Below are 12,305 nucleotides of genomic sequence, written 5' to 3'. Positions count from 1 at the left end.
AAAAAAACAAAGATATAGGTCGCTTCCGGCCGGCCGGCTCCACGATAAGGCGCCGTCTGCTGGGTATTGGTGAAGACACCGTCGATCTGGGCATAGATCTTCGGCGTGCGGTAGACGCCGGCAAGGCCGCCGATATTGGCGACCGGTGGATGTACGGTCGCCGGCCCCAGATAGGCGCCGAGATTGGCACGCACATGCACATCGAGGCCTAAGAATTTTCCGTCGGCGTCGAGAGCCAGCACAGCATCGGCCCACATGTCGCGGGCGTGCGCGTCGGACTGGAAGGATTCAAGCCGGTCGGCTGCCCAGCGGATCGTGCGGCCGGTCCGTTTTGCCGCCCAGAGGAGCGCCGGATATTCGGGATAACCAGCATTCTTCATGCCGAACGAACCGCCGCAATCGGACGCGACTACATGCACCTTGTCCGGCGAAACGCCGAGAACCGGCGCCACATCGCCGGAAATGCGATGCGGCGCCTGCGTGCCGAGTTCGAGCCTGTAAAGACCGGCGGCATCGTCGTAAGAGGCGATTGCACCGCGCGTCTCGATTGGCGCGGCGGTGACGCGGGAAATTCTCAACCGCTGGCGGACCACGGTATGGGCGGAAGCGATGGCAGCGCTCACGCCCGCCTTGTCGCCTGTTTCGAAGGTGAAGCAGCGATTGTCGGGGAATTCATCCCAGACGAGCGGCGCGTCCGGAGAGACGGATTCCAGCGGGTCGATTACCACTGGCCGCTCGTCTATTTCGACCGTCACGGCTTCGGCGGCGGCAAGTGCTGCTTCCTTCGTCTCGGCGACGACCATGGCAATGGGGTCGCCGACGTAACGGATGGCATCGACGGCGAGCGGATAGAAGACCGGCACCCGCATTTCGCCGCCATCGGGGCCGGGATGCTTGCCCCGCGGCTGGATCGGCCGAAGGCCTGCCGCCTTCAGGTCCGCGCCGGTGAAGATACCGAGAACCTCAGGCATGTCGATCGCTGCTTCCGTATCGATCGAGACGATCCGGCCGGACGCGGCCTGCGACCTGACGAAGACGGCCATTGCCTCGCCCTTGGCCGCGAGGTCGTTCATATAGCGCCCGCGTCCGGTAATCAGCGCGTCATCCTCGAACCGCAATTGCGACTGGCCGATCTTCAACATGACTCCTCCCGAAAACGGAAATGCTTTGACTATCGATGGACGGATTCTCGAAAACGATAGCGGCCCGGACGACGTCTGAACCATCCGCGCCGCCGCGTTTCGTCAGCCCTTCTTGTCGGCCTTCGGGTTTTCGACGTCGCGGGCGGGCGTCTCCGGCTTCATGCCGCCCTTGCGGCGGGCGAGCGTGTTCTCGCCGGTCTTGCGCCAGTCCCCGGCGACCGCATCGTCGGCAAACCGGGTCCAGAGGTCGCTCCAGTCGCCCAGCGAATAGCCGTGCCATGGCGGCTGCGGTGTGAGGCGAGGAAGCTGCAGGTCTTCCCAGATCTGTCGCGCCTTGACCATGTAGGGCTCGGCTGGAAGGGCGAGCGGAGGCATTGGCGCCTTCAGCGTCGCATCGATCAGCATCGTACCCTCGGCGCTCTTCGAGCCGGATTTCGGCCCATGACCGCCGGAGCGGTAGGGCATGATATGCACGTCGTCGATCATGTTGGCGCGATAGGCGAGCGACCAGAAGACGGCGTCCGCGTTGCGGCTGTCGATATCGTCGGAAACCGCGATGACGATCTTGCCGCATTGCGCCTGCAGCGTCGCCGCCCCCTGGAGGCCGCGCCAGATCTCCGATTGCGGCGCCGAGCGGTCGAATTCCAGGAAGATGACCTTGCGGATATTGGTGAGCGGCTCGTGCATCACGACGCGCCTGATGCCCTTGACGTTCAGCACCTTCTTCAGGTGGTTGAGGAAGAGCGGTTCGTAGGCGACGCGCTTCAGGACGCTCGATTCGCTCGGTGTCACCTGGGAGACGATCGAGACGAGGACCGGCTTCTTCTTGCGGGTGATCGCCGTCACCTGCATCGACATGTTGAAGTCCTCGAGTGCCACATGGCCGTGGCTTTCGCCGAACGGGCCTTCCGGCTCCAGGAGCACGGGATCGATCAGGCCTTCGATGACGATTTCCGCATCGGCCGGCACTTCGAGGTCGATCGTCTTGCACTTGACGATGCGGATCGGCTCGCCGATCAGGCCGCCGGCAACGCCCAGTTCGTCCTGGTCGATCGGCAGTTTCTGCGGGCCGGTGAAGAGCACGGCCGGCGCGCAGCCGATGACGATGGCGCAGGGCATCGGCTTGCCCATCTTCTGGTATTTCAGCCAGTGCTGGTAGCCGCCGGCACCGGAGAGGCGGCTTGCCATGCGCACCCCGAGCCGGTCTTCCGCCTTCAGCGCCGCACGATAGGTGCCCATGTTGCGGATGCCGTTTTCCGGGTCGCGGGTGACGCAGAGGGTGGCGGTGAAATAAGGAGCGCTGTCGAAGCCGGGTGTCGAGATCGGTACGGGCAGGGAGCCGAGGCCTTTGCCCTCCCGCTTCAATTCGTCGCCGGTGACGACGACTTCCTGGCAAGGCGCTTCCGTGACCATGACCGGATCGATCGGATGCTCCATGGCGTTCACCCAGACATCGCCGATCTCGTCCTCAGATACGCCGAGGCCTGCCGCATAGATCGCCGGCGAAGCGGCCAGCACGCCGACGGCGACGGGAATGTCATACTTCTCGCCCTTGGCGCCCTTCACGTCCGTAAACACGAATCCGCGGCGCTGCTCGTCCGGCAGACCGCCCTGAAACTGCCAGCGGGCAAGCGGATGCAGTTCGCTGTCCTTGTCGATCGGCACCTGGATCCTGGTGAGGAGGCCGAGGGCCTCCAGCCGCTGCAGGTGTTCCTGCAGGTCGAGAGGCGCCTTGCGCGCGAAAGTCGTCATCTAATTTCACTCCCAAACCTGCGCCTGGCACCCCTCCCAGGGAGAGCGGAAAGCAGGCGTCATTCCTTAACTGAAGGCATCGAGCCGGATGAGGCAATCACCCTCAGGTCGAAAGGGGCGATCTTTTCGATTGCATTATACTGCCATATTGTCATACATTAATACGAAGAGCAACAGCATCTCGCAGAGCGGGGTGAGAGCTCGGAGACATGTCGGCGGAAGGGAGAAACCGTCGTGATTTCAAAGAGAAGAGGTTTCATGAACAGGCCGTTCAAGACCGCCACGTCCGAGATGATCGTGCATCCGCTGAAGCAGCCGAAGCCGGATTCGGCAGAGCTTTCGCCCGAAATGAAGCTGGTGCAGGAGGCGCTGTTCAAGCATGTCGGCAAGCCGATTCCCCGCAAGGAAGACGGCCGCCTGATCACCGGCAAGGGCCGCTTCTCCGACGACTTCTCGCTGCCCGGACAGACCTATGCGGCGACCGTGCGCTCGCCCTATCCGCATGCCCGCATCCTCGGCATCGACAAGACGGAAGCTTTGGCGAGCGAAGGCGTGCTTCTGGTCCTGACCGGCGAGGACATCCTTGCCGACGATATCAAGCCGATCCCCCACAATCCCATTCCGTCCACCAATTTCGACATGAAGCTCAGGGCAAAGGACGGCAGCCCGGCATTTACCGGACCGCATTACCTTCTTCCTGCGGACAAGGCCCGGTTTGTCGGTGAGGCCGTGGCGATCGTCGTGGCGGAGACCGCCGCCCAGGCCGCCGACGGCGCTGAAAAGGTTCTCATCGACTGGGAAGAACTGCCCTATGTCACCGATACCGCCAAGGCCGCCGAGCCGGGCGCCCCGACCATCTGGGACGAGGTGCCGGACAATGTCTTCATCGACACGACCTTCGGTGATGTCGAAGGCACGAACGCCGCCTTTGCAGAGGCTGACTATGTCGTAAAGGCGGAATTCCATATCCACCGCGTCACCGGCGTCACCATGGAGCCGCGTTCCTCGCTCGGCTCCTACGATCCGGAGACGAAGCGTTACACGCTTTATGCCGGCAGCGGCGGCGCCGTGCGGCAGAAGAACGAGCTTTCCAAGGTGCTCGGTATCGAGCCGAAGGACCTTCGCGTGCTTTCCTTCGACGTCGGCGGCAATTTCGGCACTCGCAACCGCGTCTATGTGGAATTCGGCCTGGTTCTCTGGGCGTCCGCCAGGATCGGCCGGCCGGTGAAATATACTGCGACCCGTTCGGAATCCTTCCTCACCGATTATCAGGGCCGCGACCTCGTGACCAAGGTGGAGCTGGCGATCCGCAAGGACGGCAAGTTTCTCGCCATGCGCGCCGACAACCTTTCGAATGTCGGTGGCCGGGCCGTGTCGCTCTCGCCGCTCAGCAAGGGCTCGGGCCTCATTACCGGTTCCTACGACATTCCCTATGCGACCTTGCGTGCCCGCGCCGTCTTCTCCAACACGATGTGCACCCAGGCCTATCGGAGCTCCGGCCGGCCGGAAGTGACCTTCGCGATCGAACGCCTGGTAGAGCTTGCCGCAGACCAGTTCGGTTTCGGCAAGCTGGAGCTGCGCCGTAAGAACCTCATCCCGCCGTCCGCCATGCCCTATACCAATGCGGTCGGCTCGGTTTACGACAGCGGCGAATACGAGAAGAACATGGACCGCGCGCTCGAGCTCTCCGACTGGGCGTCGTTCGACGCCCGAAAGGCGGAAGCCGCGGCGCGCGGCAAGCTGCTCGGTCGCGGTTTCGCCAACTATGTCGAATCCTCGATCGGCACGCCGAAGGAGCGCGCCGAGATCGAGATCAAGGACGACGGCACCATTGAAGTCATCATCGGCACCCAGCCGAGCGGCCAGGGCCATGAGACGAGCTTTGCCCAGGTCGTGGCCGACATGATCCAGGTTCCGGTCGAAAAGGTGTGGATCGTGCTCGGCGATACCGATATCGTCAGTGTCGGCGGCGGTTCGCATTCCGGCCGTTCCATGCGCCATGCCGGCACTGTCATGGCCATGGCTTCCGCCGATCTTCTGGCGGAAGGAAGGAAGCGCGCCGCCGATCTGCTCGGCTCGACGCCCGACCGGATCGATTTCGAAGGCGGCGTCTTCAAGCTCCGCAATTCCAACCAGACGATCGACATTTTCGATCTCGGCCGCCGCACGCGCGCCTCCCATGGCAAGCTGCGCGTCGTCAAGGACAACGAAATGCACACCCCGGTCTTCCCGAACGGCGCCGCGATCTGCGAAGTCGAGATCGACCGCGATACCGGCCACGTGCAGATCGTCCGCTATACGACGATCGACGATGTCGGCCGCTGCATCAACCCGCTGATCGTCCACGGCCAGACCCATGGCGGCATCGCCCAGGGCGTCGGCCAGGCCATGTGGGAACTCTGTGCGATCGATCCCAACAGCGGGCAACCGCTCGCCGGCTCGTTCATGGACTACGGCCTGCCTCGCTCCGACACCATGCCGAGCTTCAAATGCGAAATTGCCGAAGTGATTTCGCCGACCAATCCGCTCGGCATCAAGGCCGGCGGCGAGGGTGGCACCACGCCGGCGCTCGCGACTGTCGTCAACGCCGTGGTCGATGCGCTTTCGGAATTCGGCGTCAAGGACATCCAGATGCCCGTCACGCCGGCCAATGTCTGGCGCGCCATGAACAGCGGACGCAAGGCGTCCTGAGGAGGAATTTATCTTATGAGTGATTTGAAGACCGTCCGCGTCATCGCATTCCCGGGCGCACCGAACCTGCCGACCTTCGCGGCGATCGAACAGGGCTTCTTTGTGGAAGAAGGCCTGAATGTCGAAATCTCGCTGACCCCGAGCTCGGTCGCCCAGGCGGAGAAGACTGCCGCCGGCGAGTTCGACATCGTCTTCACCGCCTTCGACAATGTCGTCGCCTATGGTGAAGGCCAGGGTGCGACGACGGAGGGTGTCAATCCGGACTATGTCGTGCTGATCGGGGCCACACAGCTGGAGCTCGCGATTGTCACCGCGCCCGAGGTCAAGACCTACGAGGATCTCAAGGGACGCTCGATCGCGCTCGATGCGCTGACCACCGGCTTTGCCTTCGTGCTCTTCGAGATGATGGCCCGCAGCGGCCTTAGCCGCGACGACGTCACCTTCGTCGCCGTTGGCGCCACCCCGCAGCGCTGGCAGTCGGTCAAGGCCGGCGAACATGCCGCGACGCTGACGATCGAGCCCTTCACCAGCATCGCCAGACGTTCCGGCTTCAACGTGCTCGACGTCTCCTCGAACCATTTCGACAGTTACCAGGGCGGTGTGATCGCCGCCCGTCGCGCCTATGCCGCCGAAAATCCGGAACCGGTGAAAGCCTTCATTCGTGCCTATCTGAAGGGGCTCGAATGGACGCTTAACCCAGCCAACCGTGAAGCCGGCGCCGTCCTGCTGCAGGCCAAGATGCCGGATATCCAGCCGGCGGCGGTCCCTTCGATCATGGCAAGTCTGCTTTCGCCGCGCTCCGGTCTCACTCCGGGCGCAAAGATCCTGCCCGAAGGCATGAAGGCCGTCCTGGACCTTCGCTCCCGCTACGGATCGGGAAACACACCGCTGACCGATATTTCCAAATATCTTGACCTCTCGTTCTACGAATCGGCCACAGGCAGCAAATGACGGACAGGGAGGAGTGAACCTATGGATCTCAAGGGCGAATATCGCATCGCCGCGCCGCGCGAGCACGTCTGGGCGCTGATCAACGATCCGGCTGTGCTGAAGGCCTGCATTCCCGGCTGCGAAAGCCTGGAGGGCACGCCGGAGACCGGTTTTGCGGCCCGCGTTACCACGAAGATCGGCCCGGTGAAGGCGACGTTCGCCGGCGAGGTGACGCTGTCGAACGTGACAGCGCCGGAAAGCCTGACGATCTCGGGTGAGGGCAAGGGCGGGGTCGCCGGGTTTGCCAAGGGCGGCGCCGATGTGCATCTCGCCGAAGATGGTGCCGATACCGTGCTCACCTATCTCGCCAAGGCGCAGGTCGGCGGCAAGCTCGCCCAGCTCGGATCGAGGCTCATTGATTCCACGGCAAAAAAACTCGCCGACGAGTTCTTCGAAAAGCTTGCGGCGCGCGCCGTCATGGTTGATCATGCAACCGATGCCGGTGTAGCGGAGGCTATCGCGACGGCGGCTGTTGCCGCGCCTGTCATGTCAGCTGCAGCACCGGCACCCATCCCACCTGCGGCTCCCGAAGCTGCCGGACCGGTTGTTGCACCCGCAGCGCCGGCCGGGCAGCGTGTGAGCTGTTTGCCCTATATTATCGCCGGCGTCGTTGCTGTCGCCGTCATCGCTGTCGCGGCGCTTGCCGCCTGAGTCTTTTTGAGAGGAGGGGCTCATGTCCCGCATCACCATTACCGTCAACGGCAAGCCGGAGACACGAGAGGTCGAGGACCGCACGCTGCTCGTGCAGTTCATCCGCGAGCATCTGGGGCTGACCGGCACCCATGTCGGCTGCGACACCACCCAGTGCGGCGCCTGCACGATCCATCTCGACGGAAAGGCTGTGAAGAGCTGTACGGTTCTGGCCGTCGCCGCCGATGGCTCGGAAGTGATGACCATTGAAGGTCTTGCCGAAGGCGGCAAGCTGCATCCGGTGCAGCAGGCCTTCCACGAACATCACGGCCTGCAGTGCGGCTATTGCACGCCCGGCATGATCATGGCCTCGGTCGACATGATCCGCCGCCACGACGGCATGCTCGACGAACACACCGTCCGCCACGAGCTGGAAGGCAATCTCTGCCGCTGCACCGGCTACCACAACATCGTCAAGGCGGTGCTGGATGCGGCGGAAAAACATCGCGCGGCGCATGCCGTCGCGGCCGAATAATCGGGAGGGGACACGGCCATGTACGCAACGACCTACCACAAGCCGAAGACGCTTTCCGAAGCCATCGACCTCTACGAGAATTCCGAAGAGCCGTCTTACCTCTCCGGCGGCCATACGCTGATCCCGACGCTGAAGAGCCGGCTTGCCGCGCCGCAGCACCTGATCGACGTACGCGCCATTCCGGAACTTTCCGGCATCGAAGTGACGGCCGACAAGGTCATCATCGGCTCGGCCACCAGGCATGCGGTCGTCGCCGCCTCGAAGGAGGTCAAGGCCGCCATTCCGGCACTGGCCGGCCTTGCCGGCTCGATCGGAGACGTGCAGGTGCGCCATATGGGCACGATCGGCGGTTCGACCGCCAACAACGACCCGGCCGCCGACTATCCTTCGGCCGTGCTGTCGCTCGACGCGATCGTCCACACCGACCGCCGCGCCATCCCGGCCGACGACTATTTCCAGGGCCTCTACACGACGGTGCTGGAGCCCGGCGAAATCCTCGTCCGCGTCGAGTTCAAGATTCCGGAAATCGCCGGCTATGCGAAATTTCGCAATCCGGCCTCGCGCTATTCGATGGCGGCCGCCTTCGTATCCAAGCACCGGGACGGGCATGTCCGCGTGGCGATCACGGGTGCCGGCAACGAAGGCGTGTTCCGCTGGACTGAGGCCGAAGAGAGGCTCAACGAGAGCCTCACAGTCGAAGCATTGGACGGCCTGACCATCGATCCGTCGCAGATGATGGGCGACATGCATGCCCCGGCCGATTATCGCGCCCATCTGGTGGCGGTGATGACCCGCCGCGCGGTGCAGAACCTCGGCGGCACGCATATTCTCTGAAGCAGATCTCTCAAGATCGCACAGGCTGGCGAGGGAGACTTCGCCGGCCTTTTCAATTCAAACGATGCGGATTCCAATCTGTGGCGCCGGTCCGGAGGGAACGCGCACATATCGGGCACAGTCGTCAAAAATCTCGCTCTGCCCCAAGCGCGGCGGCAACCCGGCCGAGTACAGCGATAAGCACAGCCTTGTCCTCGCCTGCAATCTCATCAAGGCGGCGGTCATGAGCCTTGGCGATGATATGCAGCCGCTCTTGCATTTGCCGGCCTTCCTCCGTCAGCCGGACGTTGTAGCTGCGCTGGTCCTCCGGATTTCCGCGCCGTTCGATCAATCCCCGCGTCACCAGTCCCTTAAGGCTCGACGTCAGCGTAGACCGGTCGCGCCCGCAGATTCGGCTGAGTTCCGACGGCGTCATGCTTTCCTTCTCCGCAAGCACCGTCAACAGCGAATACCAGCCGGGCTTCAGGTCCGCTTTCCCGGCCGCCCTGGCAAAGGCCTGGAAAGACGCCTCCTGGGCCACGCGCAGGTGGTAACCAATGAGATTCTGGAAAATGGCAGGAATGAGATCCTTGTTCTCTGCCGGCATCTCCCCGACCTGCCGTTCCGATGATTTCACCGACATTGTCCGTCCTCCGTCACCGAAATCTATCAGGAACCAGGGGCACAGCAAGCTCGCGGATATCGAAACCGGGCGGATCAGGGTCTGCCGATGGCCAGCGCTTTCCGTTTGCGGCGAATGGACATCCATATGGCGAAGAAGATCACCATCAGCACGATCCAGAGAAACGGGAAGACCAGGAACACCGCCGTATAGGCACAGGCACCTTCGAAACAGGAGCCGGTCATTTCGAAAGCAGCCATCAGAATGGCGGCGATGCCCGCAACCGCACCCGTGCCGAGAATGCCCACGAGGGCGATGAGCCCATTGACCACATATTTCATTACCCCGTCTCCCTTTATTCGCAGAATGGCAGGTAGGAGACGGGCGTCAAGTCGGCCGTGGTCGGCAAAATTAGCGGGTTGCTGCGGAATATCAGCCATCTCAAAACGACAACCAGGGCCTTGATGACTGGCCTTCGGCGTGGTCTCTTGAGTGGATAACAAGCCGTGACAGGGCATTCGCCCGCTTTTCCAACGATGAGAGCGCCATGAGAGACTTCGAATTACCCGGCCGTTCGCTGGCCGTCGGCCGCAATGCCATGGCGGCAACTTCCCAGCCGCTGGCAACACTGGCGGCAATCGACATCCTGCGCAGCGGTGGCAACGCGATCGATGCGGCGGTTGCCGCCTGCGCCGTGCAATGCGTGGTGGAAGCCGGCTCGACCGGTATCGGAGGCGATTGTTTCGCGCTTCTCTCGCTCGGCGGAACGGACAAGATCATCGCCTATAACGGTTCCGGCCGCGCACCGGCCGCCGCGACCGTCGAGCACCTCCGCTCGCTCGGCATTACCAGCCTCACCCGCACCTCACCGCACACGATCACCGTGCCCGGTGCCGTGGATGCCTGGACACGGCTCGTCGCCGACCACGGACGCATGAAGATGGCCGACATCCTTTCGCCGGCGATCAAACTTGCCCGCGACGGTTATGCGCTGCCGCCGCGCTCGGCGTATGACCTCGCCGCGCAGGAAGAGATGCTGAAGGGAGACCCGACTGCAAGCCGCACTTTCCTCGTCGATGGCAAGGCCCCGCCCGCCGGCTCGATCCGATATCAGCGGGAACTCGCCGATACGCTGGAGGCGATTGGGCGGGAGGGCCGGGATGCCTTCTATCGGGGTCCGATTGCCGAGGATCTGGTTCGCTACCTGAACAGCATCGGCGGACTTCACACGCTCGAAGATTTCGCCACTGCGAAAGGCGAATATGTCACGCCGATCAAGACGACCTTCCGCGGCCACGAAATCCATGAGTGCCCGCCGAATGGGCAGGGCATCATCGCGCTGATGATCCTCAAGATCCTTTCGTATTTCCCCGGCAAAGGCGACCCGCTCTCTCCCGAACGGCTGCATATCGAGGTCGAGGCGACCCGGCTGGCCTATGCCGCCCGCAACCGCTTCCTCGCCGACCCGGCCAAGGTGGACGTGCCGGTCGACTATCTGCTTTCAGATGCGCTCGCCAAGGAACTGGCCGGCATGATCGATCCCACTAAGGCGATAACGGACTTGCCGAAGTTCGACGAAGTGCCGCACCGGGATACGATCTACCTTTCGGTGGTCGATAGCGATCGCAACGTGGTCAGCTTCATCAACTCGATCTTCTTCGTCTACGGCAGCGGCCGCATGGACCCGAACCACGGCGTCATGTTCCACAACCGGGGCTTCAGCTTCTCGCTCGATCCAGGCCATCCGAACGCAGTCGCTCCCGGCAAGCGGCCGATGCATACGATCATCCCCGGCATGGTGACGAAGAATGGACGTGCCGTGATGCCCTTCGGCGTCATGGGTGGCCAATACCAGGCGATGGGCCATGCGCATTTCCTCTCCAAAGTCTTCGATTACGGCATGGACCTGCAGAGTGCGATCGACCTGCCGCGCCTCTTCCCGCTGCCCGGCACCAACCAGGTCGAGATGGAACATCGGCTGCGCGATACGATCGGCCGGGACTTCGAACGGCGGGGTTTTCAGGTCAAGGCGCCGGAATCGCCGATGGGTGGCGCTCAGGCGATCTGGATCGACTGGGAAACCGGCGTATTGCGGGGCGGTTCCGACCCCCGCAAGGATGGCATGGCGCTCGGCATCTGACCTCTCGCCCGAACGTTTCAACGCCGCTGCGACGCAATCCGTTGCGGCGGGCGATTGCTGTTCAACACATCCCGCCGACCAAGATATTTCATGGAATATAACGCTGGCCAAAACTTCATCCCCGATATATTCAGGAAGATATCTCGTTGAGGATTGGAGAGGGAACCATGACCATTAGCCGTCGCTCCTTGATCAGGATCGCCATTGCTTCGGCGACCGCCGCCTTCCTGTCGCTGGCCGGCCTTGCCACGCCCGCCGTTGCACAGGAAAAGGTGACCGTCTTTGCTGCCGCCAGCATGAAGAACGCGCTCGACAACGCCAACAAGGCCTGGAGCGCCAAGGGGGGCAGGGCGGTGGCCGTCTCCTACGCGGCAAGTTCGGCGCTTGCCAAGCAGATCGAAAGCGGCGCGCCGGCTGACATCTTCATCTCGGCTGACCTCGACTGGATGAAATACGTTGCCGACAAAAAACTCGTGAAGGAAGAGACCCGCTCCAACTTCCTCGCCAACCGGATCGTGCTGATCACCGCGAAGGACAAGGCCGCACCGGTCGATATCAAGCCGGGCCTCGACCTTGCCGGTCTGCTGAAGGGCGGCAGGCTCGCCATGGGCGAGCCGAGTTCCGTTCCGGCCGGCAAATACGGCAAGGCCGCGCTCGAAAAACTCGGCATATGGGCCTCGGTCGAAAAGAGCGTCGCCGGGGCCGAGAGCGTGCGCGCCGCACTCGCCCTCGTATCGCGCGGCGAGGCGCCATACGGCATCGTTTACCAGACGGATGCGGCAGCCGATCCGGGTGTCGCAGTGGTCGGCACGTTTCAGGAAGACACCCATCCGCCGATCATCTACCCGATCGCCATTCTTTCGGAATCCAGGTCTTCGGATGCCGCCGCCTACCTCGAATACCTGAAGTCGGAAAAAGCTGCGCCTTTCTTCGAGAAGGAAGGCTTTACGGTTCTGAAGTAAGTCGGGTTAAGGTGGCTCGCGCTCCCTT

11 protein-coding genes are annotated in these 12,305 nt (G+C 62.9%); 7 read left to right on the top strand and 4 right to left on the bottom strand.

The features are described from left to right. Both ABK249_RS17770 and ABK249_RS17765 read right to left on the bottom strand, forming a co-directional pair. On the bottom strand, nucleotides 1-1,142 hold a 1,142-nt coding region (locus tag ABK249_RS17770; protein WP_348863528.1), incomplete at its 3' end, for a xanthine dehydrogenase family protein molybdopterin-binding subunit. A 102-nt stretch (nucleotides 1,143-1,244) separates the two neighbouring features. Then, complete coding sequence (locus ABK249_RS17765; RefSeq protein ID WP_348863527.1) at nucleotides 1,245-2,894, bottom strand: UbiD family decarboxylase; 1,650 nt, start codon at nucleotides 2,892-2,894, stop codon at nucleotides 1,245-1,247. A gap of 258 nt (nucleotides 2,895-3,152) precedes the next feature. On the opposite strand from ABK249_RS17765, the gene ABK249_RS17760 reads away from it, so the two are divergent. Genes ABK249_RS17760 through ABK249_RS17740 form a run of 5 tightly spaced genes read left to right on the top strand, consistent with a single transcriptional unit; the run spans nucleotide 3,153 to nucleotide 8,574 of the window. Then, entirely contained in the window at nucleotides 3,153-5,585 is a 2,433-nt protein-coding gene (locus tag ABK249_RS17760) for a xanthine dehydrogenase family protein molybdopterin-binding subunit (RefSeq protein ID WP_348863526.1), read from the top strand. Nucleotides 5,586-5,600: 15 nt separating this feature from the next. After that, a complete protein-coding gene (locus tag ABK249_RS17755; protein ID WP_348863525.1) occupies nucleotides 5,601-6,536 on the top strand; it encodes an ABC transporter substrate-binding protein in 936 nt (311 codons plus the stop codon). Nucleotides 6,537-6,557: 21 nt separating this feature from the next. Continuing rightward, nucleotides 6,558-7,226: an SRPBCC family protein gene (locus ABK249_RS17750; RefSeq protein WP_348863524.1), complete on the top strand. Its 669-nt coding sequence runs from the start codon at nucleotides 6,558-6,560 to the stop codon at nucleotides 7,224-7,226. 22 nt (nucleotides 7,227-7,248) lie between these two features. Further along, the gene (locus ABK249_RS17745; protein WP_348863523.1) at nucleotides 7,249-7,740 is read left to right on the top strand and encodes a (2Fe-2S)-binding protein; all 492 of its coding nucleotides are present in this window, start codon (nucleotides 7,249-7,251) and stop codon (nucleotides 7,738-7,740) included. 18 nt (nucleotides 7,741-7,758) lie between these two features. After that, a complete protein-coding gene (locus ABK249_RS17740; RefSeq protein ID WP_037145315.1) occupies nucleotides 7,759-8,574 on the top strand; it encodes an FAD binding domain-containing protein in 816 nt (271 codons plus the stop codon). Nucleotides 8,575-8,698: 124 nt separating this feature from the next. On the opposite strand, the gene ABK249_RS17735 is transcribed toward ABK249_RS17740, so the two are convergent. Both ABK249_RS17735 and ABK249_RS17730 read right to left on the bottom strand, forming a co-directional pair. Beyond that, a complete protein-coding gene (locus ABK249_RS17735; protein WP_227705725.1) occupies nucleotides 8,699-9,196 on the bottom strand; it encodes a MarR family winged helix-turn-helix transcriptional regulator in 498 nt (165 codons plus the stop codon). A gap of 74 nt (nucleotides 9,197-9,270) precedes the next feature. Next, a complete protein-coding gene (locus ABK249_RS17730; protein ID WP_052182566.1) occupies nucleotides 9,271-9,516 on the bottom strand; it encodes a hypothetical protein in 246 nt (81 codons plus the stop codon). Between the two features lie 206 nt (nucleotides 9,517-9,722). Between ABK249_RS17730 and ggt the strand changes: the two genes are divergently transcribed. Both ggt and modA read left to right on the top strand, forming a co-directional pair. Further along, nucleotides 9,723-11,315, top strand: a complete 1,593-nt coding sequence (gene ggt, locus ABK249_RS17725) for a gamma-glutamyltransferase (protein WP_348863522.1) — start codon at nucleotides 9,723-9,725, stop codon at nucleotides 11,313-11,315. 167 nt (nucleotides 11,316-11,482) lie between these two features. Next, the gene (modA, locus tag ABK249_RS17720; RefSeq protein WP_037145317.1) at nucleotides 11,483-12,277 is read left to right on the top strand and encodes a molybdate ABC transporter substrate-binding protein; all 795 of its coding nucleotides are present in this window, start codon (nucleotides 11,483-11,485) and stop codon (nucleotides 12,275-12,277) included. Nucleotides 12,278-12,305 lie beyond the last annotated feature (28 nt).

It is taken from the genome of Neorhizobium phenanthreniclasticum (assembly GCF_040066075.1).
Classification (GTDB): Bacteria; Pseudomonadota; Alphaproteobacteria; order Rhizobiales; family Rhizobiaceae; genus Neorhizobium; species Neorhizobium petrolearium.
Note: the sequence above shows the minus strand (reverse complement) of the source record. Positions and strands in the feature narration are given on the sequence as shown.